This window comes from Bifidobacterium jacchi (assembly GCF_009078285.1).
GTDB classification, from domain to species: Bacteria; Actinomycetota; Actinomycetes; order Actinomycetales; family Bifidobacteriaceae; genus Bifidobacterium; species Bifidobacterium jacchi.
Genome location: NZ_RQSP01000040.1, coordinates 1 through 20,650 on the forward strand (window position 1 = coordinate 1; position 20,650 = coordinate 20,650).

General features: G+C 62.9%; 12 protein-coding genes. 3 read left to right on the top strand and 9 right to left on the bottom strand.

Going from position 1 to position 20,650, the window contains the following annotated elements; all coding sequences use genetic code 11:
* The 6 genes from EHS19_RS08870 to EHS19_RS08895 all read right to left on the bottom strand — a co-directional run.
* Positions 1–2,493, bottom strand: a 2,493-nt coding sequence (locus tag EHS19_RS08870) for a sialidase family protein (RefSeq protein ID WP_175578394.1), incomplete at its 3' end; no start/stop codon positions are given.
* A 552-nt stretch (positions 2,494–3,045) separates the two neighbouring features.
* Entirely contained in the window at positions 3,046–3,567 is a 522-nt protein-coding gene (locus EHS19_RS08875) for a heat shock protein transcriptional repressor HspR (protein ID WP_151917399.1), read from the bottom strand.
* A gap of 112 nt (positions 3,568–3,679) precedes the next feature.
* The gene (locus tag EHS19_RS08880; protein WP_151917400.1) at positions 3,680–4,705 is read right to left on the bottom strand and encodes a DnaJ C-terminal domain-containing protein; all 1,026 of its coding nucleotides are present in this window, start codon (positions 4,703–4,705) and stop codon (positions 3,680–3,682) included.
* Between the two features lie 587 nt (positions 4,706–5,292).
* The gene (grpE, locus tag EHS19_RS08885; RefSeq protein WP_151917401.1) at positions 5,293–6,084 is read right to left on the bottom strand and encodes a nucleotide exchange factor GrpE; all 792 of its coding nucleotides are present in this window, start codon (positions 6,082–6,084) and stop codon (positions 5,293–5,295) included.
* Positions 6,085–6,086: 2 nt separating this feature from the next.
* Positions 6,087–7,973, bottom strand: a complete 1,887-nt coding sequence (dnaK, locus tag EHS19_RS08890) for a molecular chaperone DnaK (protein WP_151917402.1) — start codon at positions 7,971–7,973, stop codon at positions 6,087–6,089.
* Positions 7,974–8,205: 232 nt separating this feature from the next.
* Positions 8,206–8,970 carry a histidine phosphatase family protein gene (locus EHS19_RS08895; protein ID WP_151917403.1) on the bottom strand — a complete coding sequence of 255 codons (765 nt, stop codon included), beginning with the start codon at positions 8,968–8,970 and terminating at the stop codon, positions 8,206–8,208.
* Between the two features lie 146 nt (positions 8,971–9,116).
* On the opposite strand from EHS19_RS08895, the gene EHS19_RS08900 reads away from it, so the two are divergent.
* Together EHS19_RS08900 and EHS19_RS08905 are read left to right on the top strand one after the other, a co-directional pair.
* The gene (locus tag EHS19_RS08900; protein WP_151917404.1) at positions 9,117–9,506 is read left to right on the top strand and encodes a DUF4235 domain-containing protein; all 390 of its coding nucleotides are present in this window, start codon (positions 9,117–9,119) and stop codon (positions 9,504–9,506) included.
* Positions 9,507–9,665: 159 nt separating this feature from the next.
* Positions 9,666–10,448: a nitroreductase family protein gene (locus EHS19_RS08905; protein ID WP_151917405.1), complete on the top strand. Its 783-nt coding sequence runs from the start codon at positions 9,666–9,668 to the stop codon at positions 10,446–10,448.
* A 658-nt stretch (positions 10,449–11,106) separates the two neighbouring features.
* Here the strand turns inward: EHS19_RS08905 and EHS19_RS08910 are convergent.
* Positions 11,107–11,373 carry a hypothetical protein gene (locus EHS19_RS08910; RefSeq protein WP_151917406.1) on the bottom strand — a complete coding sequence of 89 codons (267 nt, stop codon included), beginning with the start codon at positions 11,371–11,373 and terminating at the stop codon, positions 11,107–11,109.
* Positions 11,374–11,837: 464 nt separating this feature from the next.
* Between EHS19_RS08910 and EHS19_RS08915 the strand changes: the two genes are divergently transcribed.
* Entirely contained in the window at positions 11,838–13,076 is a 1,239-nt protein-coding gene (locus EHS19_RS08915; protein ID WP_151917407.1) for a hypothetical protein, read from the top strand.
* Between the two features lie 134 nt (positions 13,077–13,210).
* On the opposite strand, the gene EHS19_RS08920 is transcribed toward EHS19_RS08915, so the two are convergent.
* A complete protein-coding gene (locus tag EHS19_RS08920) occupies positions 13,211–17,962 on the bottom strand; it encodes a glycoside hydrolase domain-containing protein (RefSeq protein WP_151917408.1) in 4,752 nt (1,583 codons plus the stop codon).
* Positions 17,868–20,650: hypothetical protein (locus EHS19_RS11775; RefSeq protein WP_206666342.1), on the bottom strand; the 2,783-nt coding region annotated here is incomplete at its 5' end. The genes EHS19_RS08920 and EHS19_RS11775, both read right to left, overlap by 95 nt.

Below are 20,650 nucleotides of genomic sequence, written 5' to 3' on the forward strand. Positions count from 1 at the left end.
ACCGACCACATACTTGCCATCACCAGCCTTCAACGACGCGCCAATCGACGCAATCGTCGGCTCAGTCGGCTCGGGAGCGGGATCGGAACCGGCGACGACCGAAACCGTGGCCGTACCGTCAGCGATGCCGGTCAGCGTGTCGCCGGACTGCGCCCAGCGGCCGGTCAGCTTCAGTGCGAACGTGGCCTTCGTGTCCGCCGTAACGCCGGCCGGCACCTTCACCGCAACGTCAACGGTCGTCGTCGCGCCCTTCTTGAGACCGCCGTCGATCGTCACCGGTGCCGCCGACCAGCCGGCCGGCAGCCCGCTCGGCGTCAGCGTGACCGACGTGTAGTCGGCATCGAAATCGTTCGTGACCGTGACCGGAACCGTGACGGTTGCGCCATCGGCACCGACCTTGTCGGCGCCGGTGTCAAGCGTCAGCGTCGCCGAACCGGACGCGGCTGCCGTCAGATAGCCGAGCCATGCCAGCGAAACGTGCGTGTATGCCATGCCGGCACCCTCGTAGAACAGGCCGTAGCCGCCGCCGGCCGCGTCGGACAGCGCGGTGATGACCGAGTAGGCCATGTAGCCGTCCTTGAACAGCTTGCCGGCGGACCAAGTCGTGCCGTCGTCGAACGAAATGCGCACCAGACCGTTCGAGCGGGCGTCGGGGCCGGCCGACGAGTAGAGCAGGATCTTCGCCTTGGCGGAGCCTTCCGGCGCGTCGGGGAACGCGCGCGTGATCTGCGCGTTGTTGTTCGGATCGGGCAGATTCTTGTCGTCGTGCAGATTCGTGTAGTTGACGCCGCCGTCGCTGGAGATCGCCACGCGGCGGTAGCCCTTGGTACCCGGACGCGAGTTGAGCATCACGCGGCCGTCGGACAGCTCCACGACCTTGTTCTCGTCCATGTTCATACCGTCCACCGGATTGCCGGCGTGCCACGTCTTGCCATGGTCGTCGGAGTAGACGGAGACCGCCACGTTCGCGTTGCCGACCGTGCGCACCGCGTACTGCTGGATCAGGCGGCCCTTATGCTCGCCGTAGCGCAGCTGGATGCCGGCGCCCGACGAGGCGAAGCGCGACTTCCACTGGGTTTCGCGGCCCTTGGTGATGTCCTTGGTGATGTTGCGCGGCTCGCTCCACGTCTGGCCGTTGTCGCTGGATTCGACCACGACGGCCTGCAGCACGTTGCGCACGTCCTCGACGCCCTGCACCGAGCCGAAATAGCCCTGATCGTAGGACTTGACGAAGAACAGGAACACCTTGCCGGTTTCGCGATCGACCACGTAGGACGGGTCGGAATAGCCGTACTTGCGGTTGGTCTTGTCGTTGACGTTGTAGCCCTGCGCCACGTAACGGACCGTCTCCCACGACTTGCCGCCGTCCTTGGAGATGCGCTGCACGATGCTGTTCGGACCGGGAGCGTCGCCGCCGGTGGGGCGCAGATCCCATGCGGCGAGCAGCCAGCCGTTGGGCGCTTCGGCGAGCGCCGGGATGCGATACCATTCGTCCTTGATCTGCTTGTCGGTGGCGAGCGCGATCGGCGTGCCGTCGTTGCGCTCGGCCGGCGTGGAGGCGGCGTCGGCCTTCGGGCCTTCGACGGTCACGGTCTCGCCGTTGACGTCGAAGTCGACCTGCAGGACCTGTGTGCCCTCACGGTTTTTGGTGGCGCGCCACGTCGATTTCGGCGTGTACGAGCGGCCGATCACGTCCTCCGCGGTGACGACGTGGTAGCCGAAGCCGCAGGTGCCGCTCTGGTTGGGCTGCAGCAGGGAGCGGCAGCTGGCGTTCGGATTGGACGGTTCGTCCACCTTGGTCATGTTCGACGCGGACGGGTAGGCGACAACCTGCTGGTCGGTGAGATTGGTCATCGTGAATTCGTAGGTGAGCTTGTCGCCGGCCTTCACGGTGCTGCCGAGGCTGTCGGTGCGCTTGATCGTCACCTTGATGTGCTCCTTGCCATCCGGCACGGTCGGCTCGTTCACCTGCACGGTCTCGCCGGTGATCTTGACGGTCTGCAGCACGTTGGTGCCGTTCACATCGGACGACGCGACGACGGTGGCGGTGGGGGTGAAGCCCTTGGCTATGTCGTCCTTGGTGACGACATGGTAGGTGAACGCATTGGTCGACGTGCCCTTGCATTCGGCTTTCTGCTGGGGCTTGAGGCTGGACCAGCGGCATACCGGGGCCTTGTTGGTGGCCGACTGCGGCGTCACCACGCCGTCCATGTTCGATTCGGTCGGGTAAACGGCGAATTCGGTGTCGGTGGTCAGGTTTTCGTAGCCGAGGCTCCAGGTGAGTCGGCTGCCCACTTCGACCGGGCCGTTGCCGAGGTCGTCGGTGCGGGTGAGGGTGAGTTTGAGATATTCCTTGTCGGCTGCCGGGGTGGTGGCTCGGGTGGCTGCTTGGACGGCTGCTTGGGTGGCTGGAGCTGTGGCTGCCGCCGCCGAGGTTTGGCTGGCGGGGTCGGCGGCGTTGGCGATTGTTCCGGCCGGCACTATGGCAAGCATGGATGCCGCCGCGATCAGAGCAAGCGGTTTGCGCCAGCTGCCGCTGCGGCGAGGCTGGTCACCGGTTCGACGGTTGTCCGAGTTGGTTCCCGAGGGGGATTTGTGCTTCATTGGACTCCTTCTTCGGATGGCACCCCCCGATGCCGCTGGCGTGAACTGCACGATTCGTCTGCGACCCGCTATGCCGAGTGCAATCAAGGCCGGAGCTGCGCGGAGAGCCGTTCTGCGGAGTTTCGTTCTGAGGAAATCCGTGTTACGGCTAGACGCTGCGGTTTCGTGCTGCGGCTTCGTGCTGCGGCTTTCCGATTGCGTTGGCGTATTGGGTTTTGGTTATTGCAGACTGTACAGTCACACCGGTGGTTTCGTTCCGGCTCTTCCTCGATCCGGGTAGCGGTATTCGCCGCTGAAGTGCCTATACGGTGGTGTCCAGTGTAGTCACAGGCATGGTCGAATACGCCGGCATATGCCTCGCGAATGAGACGAATATACGACGATCGCCCGGCTGATCCTGGCTATGCTCGGCTGTCCTCGGCTATTCTCGGCTATGCTCGACTATTCTCGGCCGGCGGTGATGAGCAGCGGTTGGATGCGCATCTGGCGCGCGCGGTTGCGGCGACGCACATGGTACAGCCGCGACTGGCGCACTTCGACCACTTCGCCGTCCATGTCGGCCTCGAACACGCTGTCGCCCTCGGCGACGCGCCGCAGATGCCTGATCTGCCGCCGCAGCTGGCGGTTCTCCTCCTGAAGCGAGAGGATGTGCGCGATGCCGGCGAGATTGATGCCCTCGTCCTGGCTCATGCGCTGCGCCTGCGCGAGCCGATCGAGGTCGCGAAGCGTGTAGCGGCGAGCGCCGCCTTCGGTGCGCTGAGGCACAATGAGGCCGAGCCGGTCATACTGCCGAAGCGTCTGCGGATGCATGCCGGCTAGTTCAGCGGTCTGCCCGACCGTGAACACCGGCATTTCCACACTTAATCCCAGTGCGTCCACGGCATCCAGATCGGCTCGCCCGGAGACGAGTGCCGCGGCGCAGGCCGCATAGGCGCGCCTGATCTCCTGCGCGATCCTTGCCATATGCTCATCTCCTTGCTGTTCGTCCCGTTCCGCTCAATGAGCGGTACGGGAATGTGCGAACGGGAATGCGATCGTTCGCACGGATGGCCACTCGGCGCACCTACAACCAACACTAGGCGCGCTGTTCGGCAAGCTCGGCGACGAAGTCACCGGTGGTCTTGTCGAACTCCCTAGCGGCATGCTTCACGCCGAGACCGGGCTTGGCCGGCACGTGAATCTGCACGCGACCGATAAGATCGCCGTACGCGTTGCCGTTCTTCACGCCCTTGCCTGCCACATGCACTTCCGTGCCACTGGACGAGCCCGCCGGCACCTTGAAGGTGACGGTCTCGCCGTCGATGTCGGTCATATCGACCCTTGCACCGGCGACGGCCTCACCCACGGTGACCGGCAGATCAACGATGAGATCATGGCCGCTCATCGTGAACTTCGGGTCCGCCGGCACATGCACGGTCAGGTACATGTCGCCGTTCTTGCCGCCATTGACGCCCGGCTTGCCCTTGCCCGCGATGCGGATGCGCTGCCCGTCGCGAACGCCGGCCGGCACATGCGTCTTGAACTGCTTGCCGTCGACGCGCAGGGAGACCGTAGCGCCTTTGACCGCCTGACGGAATGTGAGCCGGATGCTGGAATTGCGGTCGGCGCCCTGCTGAGGCTGCGGCGGCTCCTCATAGCCATAGCGACCGCCGCCGAACTGCTGTCCACGGCCCGCACCGGAAGCGCCGGTACCGCCGAACATCGAGAAGATGTCGTCCATGTTCGGAGCGCCGCCGCCGGACGTGCTGAACCGGATGCGCGACCCGCCGTTGCCGGCACCGCCGCCGAACATCGAACCGAAGATGTCCGAGAAGCCGGAGGCGTCGAATCCGCCCTGGCCGGAGCCGCCCGCGAAACGAGCGCCGCCCATACCGAACTGGCGGATCGCATCGTACTTCTGGCGGTTGTCTTTGTTGCTCAGCACATCGTAGGCTTCGGAGATGTCCTTGAACTTCTCCTCGGCCTCCTTGGTCTTGTTCAAATCCGGATGGTATTTGCGGGCGAGCTTGCGATACGCCTTCGTGATGTCGGCCTCGCTGGCGTCCTTGGAGACACCAAGGACTTTGTAGAAGTCTTTGCTCAGCCATTCATTCTCAGCCATTCATGTCTCCTTTCTCCTCATTATTCTTGGCTCCCCTTGCCCGGACAGCACCGTTAAGCAAACAGCAGAGCTGTTTGTAGGTGCTGTGCGAGCCGACAGGCGAGCCAATAAGCTGCGCACGAAGCGCGTCCATAATTGCAGGACGAGCTGTCGGCGAAGCCGACTGAGGGGTAGTCAAAAATTAAAAATACTTGAGAGTTACCGGTTACATTGCTATCCGGCAACAACGTAAGTCCCTGCGGTGACCGCGTAATACACCGTGGCGCCGTGTTCGGTGAGGGGATGCATTGCTCGACACACTCAGGCTGAGCCGTTAAACGGACAGTCCAGTGGACTGTCCGTAGGCTCAGTGAGCAGCTTGCTGCGAAGAGCGCGTGCAACGCGCTACGGCCAAGCCTACGGTCGAGCAATGCATCCCCTCACCGAACACTCGGTAGTTGCCGAAACTTGCGTTGATCAATACGTACTCAGCTATACGCATTGCGTGAATCCCGTTGTTCAGAAGTTAGCTGGGGATGATCTTGATGGGGATCACGATAGCCAACTTCTGCAAAGTCCTCTTAACAGATGGAAGGGATTAGTGGGGGTTAGTTTTGCGGGGAGGCGACGACCACGCGGGCGGCGCGAATCACGCGATCGCCGATGCGATAGCCGGCTTCGACGACCGTGTCAACGGTCTCCTTCTCGGCATTCGCATCCGGCTTGTGCAGGATTGCGTCGTGCCGCGTCGGATCGAAGTCCTCGCCCTTTTCGCCGAACTTCTCCACACCGAACTTCTCGAACGCCTTGTCGATCTTCGAGGCGACGGCTTTGAAGGAATCGTCCATCTCGCTGTGCTCTCGAATGCGATCGATGTCGTCAAGCGCGGGCAGCAGCGCGGTCAGCACGTCGATGATGCCGTGCTGGCGGAACCGCTCCTGCTCCTTCTTCGTGCGATTGCGGTAGTTGATGAACTCCGCGCGCTCGCGCTGCAGCGCCTCCAGGTAGTCGGCGGCCTCCTTCTTGGCCTTGCCAAGCGGCGTAAGGGTGTCCTCGGACTGATCGGCACCGGACTGGTCGGCCCCCTTGGAGTCACCCGCGGACGCGGAGTCGTCGGTATGGGAAGCCTGTTCGGCTCCGGACGATGCCGGCTTGTCGCCCTCAGCCGCGGCATTCGCCGCGCCGGCTTCCTTATCAGAGGAAGCGGAGGCAGCGGCTTCATCATGGGACGCGGCCGAAGCGGCGGAGGCAGCGCCAGTAGAGGCGGATGCCTGCCGAGCCGCGGAATCCGTAGAATCCGCGGGATCAGTAGACCCCGTAGAGGCGGCCGTGCCGGCCGCGGACAGATCGTCCGCGTCCGGCAGGTCATTCAGGTAATCGTCCTTGTTGAACTCGGACATGATTACTTGTTGTCCTTCTTATCGTCGTCGTCCACGACCTCGGCGTCCACCACGTCGTCGTCGCCACCGTTGGAGGCGGCACCCGACGCACCTGCGCCAGCCGCACCGGCAGCGCCGGCGGCACCAGCCGCGGCCTGCTGCGAGTACAGGGCCTCGCCGATCTTCTGCGCGGCGGTCATCAGCTCGCTCTGCGCGGTCTTGATCTTCTCGATGTCGTCACCCTTGAGGGCTTCCTTCAGGGCGTTGACCTTGTCGGTGACCTCCTTGGCGATCTCATCGGAGATCTTGTCCTTGTTGTCGTTGACGAGCTTCTCGGTCTGGTAGGCGAACGCCTCGGCCTGGTTGCGGGTCTCGGCATCCTCCTTGCGCTTCTTGTCCTCGGCCTCGTGAGCCTCGGCCTCCTTGACCATGCGGTCGATCTCGTCCTTCGGCAGGCCGGAGCCGCCGGTGATGGTCATCGACTGCTCCTTGCCGGTGCCCTTGTCCTTGGCGGACACGTGCACGATGCCGTTGGCGTCGATGTCGAAGGTGACCTCGATCTGCGGGACGCCACGCGGAGCCGGCGCGATACCGGTCAGCTCGAAGGTGCCCAGCGGCTTGTTGTCGCGAGCGAACTCACGCTCGCCCTGGTAGACCTGGATCAGCACGGACGGCTGGTTGTCCTCGGCGGTGGAGAACACCTCGGAACGCTTGGTCGGGATGGCGGTGTTGCGGTCGATGAGCTTGGTCATGATGCCGCCCTTGGTCTCGATGCCCAGCGACAGCGGGGTCACGTCGATCAGCAGGACGTCCTTGCGGTCGCCCTTGATGACGCCGGACTGCACGGCTGCGCCGACGGCCACAACCTCATCCGGGTTGACGGACTGGTTGGCTTCCTTGCCGCCGGTGAGCTCCTTGACGAGCTCCTTGACGGCCGGCATACGGGTCGAACCACCGACCAGCACAACGTGGTCGATGTCGGACACGGAGATGTTCGCGTCGCGCAGCACGTTGTTGAACGGCGTGCGGCAGCGGCCGAGCAGATCGGAGGTCATCTCCTCGAAGTGGGCGCGGGTCAGCGTCTCGTCGAGGTGAACCGGCGTGCCGTCAGGGGTCATGGCCAGATACTGCATGTTGATGGACGTCGAGGTGGACGAAGACAGTTCCTTCTTCGCCTGCTCGGAGGCTTCCTTCAGACGCTGCAGGGCGATCTTGTCCTTGCTCAGGTCAACGCCGTACTTGTTCTTGACCTCGCCGACCAGCCAGTCGATGATCTTCTGATCCCAATCATCGCCACCGAGGTGGTTGTCGCCGTTGGTGGCCTTCACCTGAATGGTGGAGAAGCCGTCGTCATCCTTGCCGATCTCCAGCAGGGACACATCGAAGGTGCCGCCGCCCAGATCGAAGACCAGAATGCGCTCGTCCTCCTTGCCCTTCTCAAGGCCGTAGGCCAGAGCGGCAGCGGTCGGCTCGTTGATGATACGCAGGACGTTCAGGCCTGCGATCTTGCCGGCGTCCTTGGTGGCCTGACGCTGGGCATCGTTGAAGTATGCCGGGCAGGTGATGACCGCATCGGTGACGGGCTCGCCGAGGTACGCCTCGGCATCCCTCTTGAGCTTCATCAGAATCTGCGCGGAGATCTCCTGCGGCGTCCACTTCTTGCCGTCGATCTCGACGGTCCAGTCAGTGCCCATGTGACGCTTGACGGAGGAAATGGTGCGGTCGACGTTGGTGACCGCCTGACGCTTGGCGACCTCGCCGACGAGGATCTCGCCGGACTTGGAGAACGCAACCACGGACGGCGTGGTGCGAGCGCCCTCGGCGTTGACGATGACCGTGGGCTCGCCGCCTTCCAGCGTTGCGATGCAGGAATTCGTAGTACCAAGATCGATACCAACTGCACGTGCCATAATGTGTGCTCCTTACGTGATGTATTCGTTCTTACGTTCTTCGCCCGAGTTCCGTACCGGCCGTCTCTCGGACCTTCCAGAACTTGAGCCTACACCACTCAACTTCCGACGTGCAACTTTTATTCCCACTTCTTCACAAAAACTTGAGCGAAGCCGGCTCAAGTTTCTCAAGCCCAGGCACGTCGGCCAGACACACCGATCAGACACACCGATCAACCAGCCACCCCGCCGGCTAGCAGTTCCAGCGTTCGATCACGCGATCGCCCTTGTATACGGACAGCACCGAGTAATGAGCCGTATCCAACCGCAGCAGCTTCGCCGCGCGGGCATCGACCCCCAGCCAGCGCATCGTCAGGATTCGCAGCACATGCGCGTGCGCCACAAACAGCACGTCATGCCCCTCCCCCAGCAGCGGCACCGCCGCGTCGATCGCCTGCTGCACGCGCTCGTACACGTCGGTCAGCGATTCGCCAGCCCCATTGTGCACGGTCACCTGCGTACCGTCCGGCAGCGTATCGACCCACTCGCCCTCCAGGCTCGCAGGCAGCGCGGTCGGCCCATCCTTCCACATATCCCATGAGCCGCCGTTCAGCTCGGCAAGCCGGCCACGCGTGCGCCCCTCCGCGCGACCATAATCCCATTCGGCGAGCGCCGGCAGCACCCCCGCATCGAAACCGGCAAGCCTCGCCGTTTCGGCGGCGCGCCGCAACGGACTGGAGAACACGCAGCCGGCGTCGAACCCATGCGGAAACTCGGCGAGAATGCGCGCGCCGGCCGACTGAGCCTGCGCGCGTCCCGTCTCGGTCAGGGGGATATCCGTACGCCCGGTATGCTGCCCGGATTCGCTCCATGCGGTCTGCCCGTGGCGCAGCAGCACCAGCCGACCGAAGGACTTGCACGCGCAATCGCGCGCGGATTCTGCGGATTCTGCGGATTCTGCGGAGGAGGCATTCGGCTGCGACGCTGCAGCGGAATCATATTGACGTGGTTCGTTCATACTCACACTCTACTCGCGGCACGGCATATTCGCCGATTGCCGCAGCGGCCGCCACGGCTGCGGCCGACCCGCGCGGTCGCCGCAGGTCCTGCCGGCAGCGTCAGCCGCAACCCCGCGCCGTCGTCACCTCGAAAAATAATGTTCCTATGACAGATTTCGACGCGGACTCGACCGCCGACCGCATCATCGCCGGTTTTGACCGCATTAACGACAAGGTGGATGACATGCGCGCCAAGCGACTCGACGATCCGGATTCCCTCGGCGACAAGGCGCTGAAGTTCGCGTTGCCATCCATCGCAGGTTTCGTCGCCGGCAAGCTGTTCACGCTGGCGTGGAATCGCAGCGTCGGCCGCAACCGGGCTGCGAAGCGCGGCGGCGAGGCGCTGGGCGACGGCGTGGTTGACGGCAAGGAAAGCGTGTTCATGAGCGTCGCATTCGCAGCATTGTCGGCTGCGATCGGAGCGGCCGTGTCCACGCTGTCCGATCGCGGATCCCAGGCGATCGTCGATCGCCGGCATCGCCGCCGCAATCGCTGACACAACCCCCGATTCAGCCGCAGCAACACCAGCAGCTGCCTCAGCCGGATACCACCGATCCAACGCAGCCGACCGAACGCCACCAGCGATTCCGCCAATCGATTCCACCAGCCGCATACCGCTCTTGCGGTCGGCTCAGCGTTTCACGACAATGGAATCATGGTTACCAACGCAACTATCGAGACACTGCTCAACCGCAGGTCCATTCGCAAATTCATTGACGAGCCGATCGACGACGACACCGTCGCCACGCTAGAGACGGTCGCGCAGCACGCCGCTTCCAGCCAGTATCTCAACGACTGGTCGGCCATCCGCATCAAGGATCAGGAGCTCAAGGATCGCATGGCGCAAATCGGCCACCAGCCGTACATCGCCACCGCGCCGCTGCTGTACCTGTTCGTGGCCGACGAGCATCGCAATGCGCTGATCGCCCAGGCCAAGGGCGTTGACACCTCGGACCCCGAAACGTATGGCCTGTCCGGCAGCTACCGGTTCTCGCAGGCGAACAACGACGCGGTTCTGGCGCTGCACGCGATGGAGACCGCCGCATACTCGCTCGGCTTGGGCTGCGTGATTCTCGGGTCGCTGCTCAATGATGTGGACGCGCTGATCGAGGCGCTGCACCTGCCGCAGTACACGTATCCGGTGCTCGGTCTCGCCATCGGCAAGCCGGATCAGGAGCCCGCGTTGAAGCCGCGCATGCCGCGCGATCTGCAGTTCTTCGACGATCGCTATCCGGCTGACGATGCCTCCCGCACTGCGGTTTCCGAAAACATCAGCGCGTTCGATCAGGAGGTGCACCAGTATTACGATCTGCGCAATACCGACCGTCCAGTGGATGCGTTCAGCGACCAGATCGCCAAGATCGCCTCGCAGCAGATGGATGAGAAGCACCATGTGACGCCTCGCGCCGAAGCCCAGGGCTTCCGCTTCGACAAATAGGCCTTCAACGGACCATATCTGCGAGTTGTGTGTAGGGCATGCGCGTAGGCAGTCATATGCAAGGCCGCAGGCACAGGCACAGGAATTGCTGGTTTTGCTTGGAATTTAGCGGTTTTGCCGTGCTTGCTGGATATACGAGAATGGCGTGAGCGCTCGACTGCATCTGGCCGGTGGTACACACAACTCGCATATATGCCCTCAATCAGGCTCGGCACATCCCGTCTGACGAGGGCTGGCCTCAAAAAACTGACACCTCAAAAAAAAGACACCTCAACAACTGACGAGAGCGATCGAAATTCGGGAATTTCCCGTTGATCTCCCGAATTTCGATCGCTGGCTCAGGCTCAGTGAACAAAAATCGGGAGCAATGGGTTTGTTTCCCGAAAAATGATCGCTGAGCGGCCGTCAGCGATCGAAATTCGGGAGATCGCCGTTCTTTTCCCGAATTTCGATCGCTGGGACGAGCGCGGGGATGGGCGCGCATGTCGACGCGCAACACCCGATGCACTGCCTTATGCATTGATACAGCGTTTGGCATCCGCTGGCCGAACGCTAGTGTCCTCCGCCAGAAGTTCGTTCACTAATTCGTTCGTGAAATGCCAACGAAAACACAATTATTCCAGTGAAGCGTATTGGCAGCGCCGAACGCTACGTTGCACTATTTGCGGCGGGGCTTGTAGCCGCGTTTGCGCGAACGCTGGCGGCCGCTGCCGTATTTGCCGCCGCCCGCAAACGACTCGTGCACGAACGAATTCGCCGGATCATGATGGGTCAGGTGCCATGTTCCGCAGTATTCGCAGCGGTACACCCACAGTTCGGCGCCGCGCTCGATCAGGCTCTGTTCGGCGGCGCGCTGCGCCTGCACCTTGTCGTGATACATGATCTTGGATGTGGAGGCGCAGCGCTTCGGCGTGAAATAGTGCATGCAATCCTCCAATCCGCTATCAGCCGCAGGCATCCACGGCTTGAGTCGCTGTCGCCATATGGACCGTCACCAGATGGCGCGACTGCTCCACGCATATCTCACGTATATCACAGGATTCGGCCACATGCGCAGTCAAGTCCCGCAATCATACGGCTTTGAAGGCCGTCCGAACAGGCAGAAGGCAGGGTCGCCGTGTCGGCTTGATTCATCTGCTAGACTTGTAACACTTTTCGCTTTCGGCGAAATGGTTCGTTGACAATGACGCCAACACTACGAAGGAGCAGAAACCATGACCGGCAACACATTCAAGAGACTTGAGTCCCGGGATTTGGTATATTCTGCCAAGGTCGATCCGCGACTCGAAGTTGACGCACACGTATCGCACGGTCAATCCATGAGACAGGGGATAACCTGACATGCGTAGCAGTTTGCGTATCGGTATCGCAGCGATGATGTCGTGCTGCATGGTTGTCGCACTGAACGGCTGCAGCGCGCCGCAGCCATCGATCAGCGTCGACCAAGCCGTGCTGGATGACGTCGTCGCCGCGATACCCCTATATGAGTTTTCGTCATCCCGAAGAGACCGATCCCAGATCGCTCTGGTGAAAACGGACGGGTCGTATGCGTTGATCACCAATTCAGCGATGTTTTACAACGTTCCAATCTGGACCGATAGATGGCTGTTCTTTCCTGACAGCAACAACGACTACTACATCGGAGTGGATCCCACGGACACGAAGGTGGTTTCCAACGAGAAGACGGATTTCTCATATAACGCCATAGCGATAGATGATGACCACATACTGACCGTATACAACAGCGGCCTGCAAGACATGGACATCGGTGACAATCAGGTTGTCGTATCCTCTCCAAATGGAACCATCAAGCAAGCCGTATTCTCCACAGCCGATGGCGGCGGAGGGGGAGACCTTGCTCTATGTGGGACCGACGTCTATAACATCAGCAGCACCACTACCTTCACCAGCGAGGACGATATAGACCATAGTCGCGCGATCATGGGTCAGGTGTCGCGGGGAACATATCCGACAATCGGCCCGTTCGTAAGGCTGAATGCCGACCCTTCGGACTTTACCGAAGAGGAAGTGAACATCGTCGGCGAGACCGTAAGCATATACTCGATTGAGCCTGGACTTGGCCTTCCATGCAGGAACGATGTCGTTGTTTTCATAGGCCTTGCGGCAAAGCGAACCGACACCCAGCTGACCGACATACCTACGGTGGTGTCATGGAACGTGAAAACCGGCGACTATTCGCTGGCCACGCTCAAGGACAGCAACGGAGCGCTCATCACGCACTCGTATGGAGACGAGTGGGGCGACTTCCGGTATACAGACAACGGATTACTCGGCGATGAGCTTATATTTCTCAATGGCGAGTCAGGTCGCATCCTACGTGTCAATATCAAGACGGGAATCTCAAGGGAGCTTGCCATGCCCGACTATCCTGGGGGATTCCCCTACAACGGTCGTTTCTCCATGGAAGTCATGAATGGGCGAATATACCTGTCACTGCTTCCCATGAACGACAGCGCTGGCACGGAGTCATTCATCAATGTGTACGATGCAGACAACGGATCGCTCATCAAGCAGATGAAAATTGACGACCGATTCACTGAATACCTGCAAAAGGACACTGTGCAATCAGGTCGCCTTGCCTACAACCCGAGGGAGCCTCTGTTCTGATGACGGAATGATCGTCATCCCGAACAGACCGGCCTTACTCAAATCATCGTGTGCATGGCACAAGCGGAGTCGAAGGATTACGGTTGCACAACCGCAAGCCCCGCCAGCCACGTGGGGCGGGGCTTGCAGGTGCGTCACCTCGACGAGCGCCTTGCCTTGCTCGCCGCAAGTCCGGCGGCGGTCAGCAGCGCCATCATCGCCACGGCGATCGCAGCAACCGAAGCGCCGGTGGACGCCACGGTCAGGTGATGCCGCTTGTTGATCACGTCCGGCTTCGCCGAGCCGTTCTGCCCCGGCTGGCCGCCATCGCCGGCATTGATGCCACCGTTATCGCCGCCACCGTTGTTGCTGCCGTTGCTACCGTTGTTGCCGCCATTGTTGCTGCCGTTGTTGCCATGATCTCCGTTGCCGCCCGGCTGCTGCGGCTCGCCGGCCACAGTGAACGCCGTCGATTGCGACCATGCCGATGCTCCGATCTCGTTGACCGCGCGCACCTGCACGCTGTGCTTCCCGGCGTTCAGACCGGTGAACACGTACCGCAACGCCTCTGCACCAGCATCGGCATCCGTGGAGACGCGCACCGGCTGGCCGCCGTCAAGCCGCACATCGTAGCCGGTGACCGGGGAGCCGCCGTCCGAAGCCGGCGCCTTCCACGTCACCTCGGCCTTGGCCACGGCATCCGAACCAGCAGCCGATCCAGCACCAGCACCAGCCTTGCCGCTCACCGCAACCTTCACGTCGGTCGGCACGCCGGGCGCGCCCTTGACCTGGAGTTCGTCAATCGCGGTAACCAGCCCGTCGAGCGCCTTGCCAAGCGCCTTGTCCGATGCCGCGTCGTCATTCACGTCAGGCGTTGCAGCGGCTTCACGAGCGGACTTCAGCGCCTCGGTGAACGCGGCCCACGACGCATCGGTGTACTTGCCCTGCCCGGCCTTCTCGATCGCGGCGGCACGACCGCCAATCAGATCGTTCAGGCGCAGTCGGTTCAGATACGTCAGCTGACGCTCGGCGAGCCGCAGCACGCGCAGCGCCTCGTCCACGTCGCTCTGCGTGATCGCAGCAGACGAATCCGAACCATCCGCACCGGCCCCGACCACATCCTTTGCCGCGTCAAGCGCCCGCGCGAACACCGCATAGTCGATCCACGAGTACGCGCTCTTCGCATCCACGAATCGCGAAGCCTGCTCGATCTGCGACTCCAACGCCGTCCTGTCAACGGTCGTCGGCTTGTCGGAGCCGGTGGCAGCGCCGAACGTGAATCCGCGCACGTTCGCCACGTACGGATGCCCGTTCTGGTCGTCGTTCACGCCCACGAACGCCGCGTACACGCCATGCACGCCCTTGAACACGGCCGGGTCCACGTCGACGGTGGTCTTCTTCCAGGTTCCCCAGCCGTCGCCGGTGTAGTCCAGCGGAATCTTCACCTTGGGCGCGTCGGCCGTGTTCCTGTCGAGCCGCAGTTCGATGTACGAGTCGGACGCGGCGCGGTTGCGCGGCTTGTCGTATTCGACGGTCACCGTTGCGGCGCCCGCCGAGCCGAAGTCCTGCGCGGACCATTTCATCCACGTGCCGTCCACGATGTTCTGAATCTGCGTTTCGTCGCTCAGGTTGAGTTCCTTGCCGTACTTGCTGCCGCCATGATCGCTGTCGTTGGCATTGCTCAGCTGCGGCAGCGCGGTCGGCTGGCTGGGCTGGGCGGCGGACGCCGGTTCGGTGGAGAACCGGAACCAGTCGAAGTTGCCGACCCAGTCGCGCCCGGCAGGCATGTGGAAGACGATCGTCGCGGCACCCGCCTTGGTGAGCGCGGCGCGACCGGTGTCGTCCAGGTCGACGGCGGTGGTCGTGTAGTTGGCGAATCCGTTGGTGCCGTTCATTTCGACATGGGCGATGATCGGACCGTTCTGATCGCCGGCATGCACGTCGAGTGTGCTCTTGGCATCCGCGCTGCCGTACTTGTTCGAATACCGCACGATGAACGACTTGATCGGCTTGCCGGCATCCGATTCGGCACCGGAACCGGATTCGGAACCGGATTCGCTGCCGTCGCTGGTGGTGCCGCTCAGATCGTTGTAACGCACCCAGGCGCCGTCGCGCACGCCACCCAGATCGCCGGACGACTGGAAGCTTTCGTTCTTGAGCTCGCCGCCCGACCATGCTTCGGACTGTTCGGCCTGAAGCGTGCGGTCGGCCGCGCCGCGAATCGCAAGGTCGTCGATCGCGTTGCGCAGCGTCTCCTCGGCACGGGCGTATTCGTCGGCATCGACCGGAGCCGCCGAACCACCAGCCGTGCCGGCAGCGCCCGCCGAATCAGCCGTGTCAGCCGTACCAGCGGTCTTGTCGAGCAGTTCGGCCGCCGCCTTGCGCGCCTTGTCAAACGCGCTGAACGAACTGGTCGAATAGCTCTTGTTCACGATGATGCGCGCATCCTCGGTCAGCGCACGCAACGATTCGCGCGCCTGCGCCGCCGCCGACACCAGCACCGGGTTCTTCAGGCTCACGCCCGGGCCGACCAAGGTCGAGGCCTTGAGGCCGCCGGCGAGCGCCTTGTCGTCAATGGTGACGTACACGCGCGCCGACGTGCCGATCGTGCCCTTCAACGTGATCTTGAGCGTGCGGTCGCCGGTGATTTGAGCCGTGGCGGTCAGTCCGGCCGGCAATCCATTCACCGCAACCGCACCGACCTTGATCGGATCGCGCCGCGTCGAAGCATCCGCAACGAACACAACCCCAGAACCTGCACCGGAGCCAGTCGCACCAGCCGGCAGCGTGATCGTGAACGACCCGTCAACCGACCCATCGGCCGCCGCACCGATCGTCACATGATCGACGCTCACCAGATGCGCGCCCTGCGGAACCCCGGAGCCAGCGCCGGAACCAGAGCCAGCCGTGGACAGCGAGTACGCGGGCTTGCCGTTGCTGCCCCAGTCGCTCGCCTTGCCCTGCATGCCGAACGAAAGCGTCGAACCGGATTCGATGGCGCTGTAGTCGAGCCACGTATTGTTCCACGCCGTGCCGTCGAGCTGCGCCGAGCCGATGTAGAAGTTGTCGCCCGACGCGCCCTTGGCGTTCACCGTGAACGTGCGGCCGCTCGGCTGGGTGATGCTCACCTGGTCGAAGAACGGCGTGCCGATCTGGTATTGCGCCGAGCCGGCCGTCACCGGGAACAGGCCGATGGCCGCGGAGACGAACGTCGCGGACATGGTGCCGGCGTCGTTGTCCATCGTCGGCAGGAATCCGGTCGGGCTGAGCCGGTAGACGCTGGTCTTGATCGGCGGCGTGAATTCGCCGTTGTTGGTGGCGTATTCGTTGCCGTCCACGCCGCCGGTGGCGATGTAGCGGTTCCAGGATTCCTTGGTGAAGATGTTGCGCACCCAGCGCTGCGTGCGGTCGGCCTGACCGACGTAGTTGAACAGGTACGGGGTCTGGAGGTCCACTTCGTTGGCGTTGGAGTGCAGCATGCCGTTGCCGTTGTCGGGGGTGGCGTCGCTGTCGGGCGTTTCGCCGAACATGTGGTCGATGGCTGCGGTTGCCGCCGCGCGGCCGCCCATCGCCTCGATCAGGCCGTCCATGTCGTAGGCGTCATACCAATGGTATTGCCACAGCGTGCCCTGGTAGAGGTTCGCGGCCTGGAACTGTTCGAGATTGTCGTTGCCGAAGTTGCCGTCCGCACCGCGCGAGGAGAGCACGTTCACCTTGGTGCCGTCCGCCGCGGTCCATGCGCCGGGCTTGAGCTGGTTCTTGAGCGGCAGCGAGGCGAGCTTGCGGTACTGCTCGGCGTCGCTCTTCCTGCCGAGTCGGTCGGCGATGATCGACATCGCCCAATCATCGTAGCCGCGCATCACCGAGTCGCCGGGATGGTCGGCCAGATAGCCGCGATTGAGGTCGTCGGCCGACCATTCGCCGGTGATCCGCTGCAATGCCGGCCATGCGGCGTCGAGATTCGCGAAACCGGTGTATCCCTTGCTGAGCGCGTCGGCGATGATGACCGGCGTGCGCTCGAACCGCACGGTCGGCACCGACTGCATCAGATCGCCGGGGTTCTTCGCGCTGCCGGCCGCGTCGGATGCGGCCTGCGCGTCGGCGGCGAAGTTGATCAGCGACTGGATGATGTCGCGATACTGGTCGGGGTAGATCATCGCAAGAATCGAGAACTTGCGGAAGTCGTCCCACGACGACCAGCTGTCGTAGTGCGTGTAGCCGTCGGCCTTGTGCACCACGCCATCGATGCCACGGTAAGTGCCCGACGTGCTGGTCGCGTTCATCGGCACCGCGTTGATGCGGTACAGGTGCGTGTAGAACTGCCGCAGCAGCGTGCCGTCCGGATCGTTGGTCTTGCTGGCGGTGACCTTGACGCGGCTCAGTTGGCTCTTCCACAGGTCGTGGGATGCGGCACGCACCTTGTCGAACGATTTGTCGCCGATTTCGTTGGTCTGGTCGATGCGCGCCTGCTCGACGCTGATCGGCGAAAGCGTGATCTTCAGGCCGACGGTACGGGCAGGATCGTCGGCTGCATCGGAGCTGCCGGCAACGCCGAAATCAAGCACGGCACCGGTGTCGACGCCGCTGCGGCTGGTCGCATCGCCCAGCGCGCCGTCGTCGCCCCACGTCTTGACCGACGTGACCGGCTGATCGGTGGTCGCATAGAAGTAGAGCGTGTACTGCGAGCCGAACGCGCCGACCACCTTGCCGCTGATGGCCTTGCGGCCGCCGCCGTTGGGCAGGTCGGTCACGCTGATCGACGAAGCGACGCGCTGCGTGAAGTTGTTCTTCAGATCGATGACGATGCGGCGATCAGCGTTCTGCGGGAACGTGAATTCGCTGTCGGAGGTACGCACAAGCGCGGCGATTCGCGCGTTGATCGTGCCGTCCTCGTCTTTTGATCGCACTGTCGGTGCCGCTGGTCTGGCCGAGTCCGACCTGATAGTAGCCCGGCTGTGCGGTTTCGTTGTCGTGGCTGAACTTGTGCGCGTAGGAGCCGGTGTCGGGGCGCTTGGTATAGCCGACGGACGTGGGTACGACGAGGATATCGCCGCCTGCGCCCGATCCGCCGGTGCCGTCGATACCGGTCTGGGTGAATCCTGCGATGTGCGTCTGGTTGTAGTCGTATCCGCTGTGGGCGCGACCGGGCACGGTGAGCGGATTCGCCTTGACGAGTCCGTGCGGGGCCTGCGCGCCGGGCAGATCCTGACCGTGGTCGCCGGCGGTGGAGACGAACGGGTTCACATACGTGGTCACGTCGTTCGGGTCGCCGGCCTGCTGCTGGCTGGGTGTTTTCTTCGTGAGTTTGACCGTGTAGACGCGTTTCGTGGTCTTGTCGGGAGCGGTCACGGTCACGGTGACCGCGCTGTGGTCGGCTGCGACGGCGGTTGATACGGTGGCACCGACCACCGGGGTGCGCGCGATCACCTTCTTGCTTGTGATTGCGGCCGGGTCCGCGACCGCCAGCGTGGTGCCGTTGTCGCCGGCTGCCGCATCGCGATCGACCAGCTGGCCGTCGATCTGCAGCAGGGCGAGCGTGGCATCGGAGTCGAGCGGCGTGGCGATCTTCAGCGTGCCGTCGGTGTTGCGGGTCACCTTGGCGGCCATTGCGGCGGCAAGGTTGACGCGCTGCCAGCTGTCGGAGCCGTCGTTCGACTTGTCGAGCGGGTAGCCGGAGTCGAGGGCGGTTGCCTTGATGATCTGCTCGCGTTCGGCATCGGTCAGATCGGGGAACGTGCTGCGCAGCAGATCGGCGGCACCCTGCGGCACCTTGAAGTCGGCGCCGCCCTTGTTGACCTGTCCGAACCCGTAGGTGAGCCGCTGCGTGTAGATAGCCACCGCGTTCGCGTCGGATGCGTCATCGGTGTTCCCCGCGCACTGTGCGATGGTGTCGCCGTACCCCTTGGCCTTGCATCCGGCGATCAGCGCGGTTTCCAGCTCGTTGTGGGCGTCATCGAACAGCTTGCGGAATTCGGGATCGCTCCAACGGTAGCCGACCTGCGACATGCCGTTCATGCGCCCGCCCATCACATCGATCGGATAGTGGAAGCCCAGCACGATGCGGTTGTTGCCATAATCGGATGCGCGAGCCATGATCTGCGGGCCGAGTTCGGGCAGCAGCGTGGCGAGCGCGGTTCCGTCGCGGTAGCCGGACGTGGTGTGCCCGGAGGGGAACGCATCGTTGACGAACCCGTATCCGATGTCGCCCTTGACGATCAGACCGCTGGCATCGGCGAATCCAAGGCGATGATACGGGCGGCTTTCGTGCCAGTGGCCCTTCGCGTCGCCGGTCTGGTCGATGCCCTGACCGATGCGGTCAAGCAGCGCGTTGGTCTTGGCGAGTTTGCCGTCCTTTTTCGCCTGCGTATAGACTTCGGCAAGATGCGTGCCGAGCGCGTCGGCCATCGTGTCGCGCGGCGAATTGTTGGCGTCGGTCACGGCCTTGGCTCGCTGGTCCGCGCTGGACGCATGGTTGATCTGCACGAGCACCTTGTCGTTGAGCGCGGTCGGCTGGTCGCCGCGGGCCACGACGTTGGTGTCAAGCACGTCCGGCTCGTTGAGCAGCTGATCGTAGCCGCTGAGCATGGTGACGAGGTGGCTGGCGTCCGGCCACGAGTCGGATGCGTAGCCGGGCTTGGCGTAGCTGAGCGTAAGCGCATCGGCGGTGGGCTCGAGCCCGGACAGGTCGAAGAACGCATCCGAGCTGCTGGTGCCGATCTGGTGGACTTCCACGGCGATCACATTGTCGCCGACCTTGAATGCGCTTGCGGGAATGGCGATCAGTCGGGTCTTCGGGTCGGATTTGGCGCTGCCTTGCGCGAAACCAGTGTTGCCGCCGCGCACTTCGTCTTCATACCCGGCGATTCGTTCGCCGTTGACGTATAGCGTGATCGTGTCGTCGTAGGTGACGGTTCCGATCAGTCCTTTGAAGGAGTCAAGCTGGGCTTGGTCGGCAATGGTCACGTTGCGGCGGAAATAGTAGGCCGGCACGATGCCGTCGTCGCCCAGGCTGCGCTTGAGCTGGGTTTTCGCAACGAATCCGTTGCCGAGATCGGTGGTTTCGCTGCCGCTGTGGTTTTTCACGCCGAACGGGGAGGCCGCTGCCGCGTGCCATCCGTTTTCCGATTCGCTGACGGTTCCGGTGGCCCAGCTCTGATCGTTTTTGCCGCCGGTCGGGTCGCTGTCGTTCTTCTTGGAATCGGTGGAATCCCAGTACTGCCAGCTGTTTGCGGTGAGTTGTTCGCGCAGCTTGGTGTCGATGTTGAGATCGCTCAGGGTACCGGTCAGTGTCCAGTCGGCGATCTGGAATTCGTTGGTGTTGTCCTTGTTTGCGGTGACGCGCAGCTGGTAGTACTTGTAGGCGTTCTGCTTGCCGGCTGCGATGGCGTAGCCTTGCGAACCGTGTCGATCGGGGAAAGACTGGTCGGTGCGCTTGTCGAGCTGCTGCCAGCTGGCATCGTCGGCGTTGGTTGCGGCGGCATCGCTGTTGGAACCGAGAATCGTCCAGTTCTTCGGATCGCGCTTGTCGTAGTCGTTGCCGGAGGTGATCACATAGCCGTTGGCTTTGGCGGGCTTGCTCAGCGTGTAGATCGCGG

Excerpts from the sequence above, each read along its gene's own strand:
- EHS19_RS08905 (WP_151917405.1), top strand. The coding sequence starts at position 9,666 with ATGGTTACCAACGCAACTATCGAGACACTGCTCAACCGCAGGTCCATT.
- EHS19_RS08915 (WP_151917407.1), top strand. The coding sequence starts at position 11,838 with ATGGTTGTCGCACTGAACGGCTGCAGCGCGCCGCAGCCATCGATCAGC.
- EHS19_RS08875 (WP_151917399.1), bottom strand. The coding sequence starts at position 3,567 with ATGGCAAGGATCGCGCAGGAGATCAGGCGCGCCTATGCGGCCTGCGCC.
- EHS19_RS08895 (WP_151917403.1), bottom strand. The coding sequence starts at position 8,970 with ATGAACGAACCACGTCAATATGATTCCGCTGCAGCGTCGCAGCCGAAT.
- grpE (WP_151917401.1), bottom strand. The coding sequence starts at position 6,084 with ATGTCCGAGTTCAACAAGGACGATTACCTGAATGACCTGCCGGACGCG.
- EHS19_RS08900 (WP_151917404.1), top strand. The coding sequence starts at position 9,117 with ATGACAGATTTCGACGCGGACTCGACCGCCGACCGCATCATCGCCGGT.
- EHS19_RS08910 (WP_151917406.1), bottom strand. The coding sequence starts at position 11,373 with ATGCACTATTTCACGCCGAAGCGCTGCGCCTCCACATCCAAGATCATG.
- dnaK (WP_151917402.1), bottom strand. The coding sequence starts at position 7,973 with ATGGCACGTGCAGTTGGTATCGATCTTGGTACTACGAATTCCTGCATC.
- EHS19_RS08880 (WP_151917400.1), bottom strand. The coding sequence starts at position 4,705 with ATGGCTGAGAATGAATGGCTGAGCAAAGACTTCTACAAAGTCCTTGGT.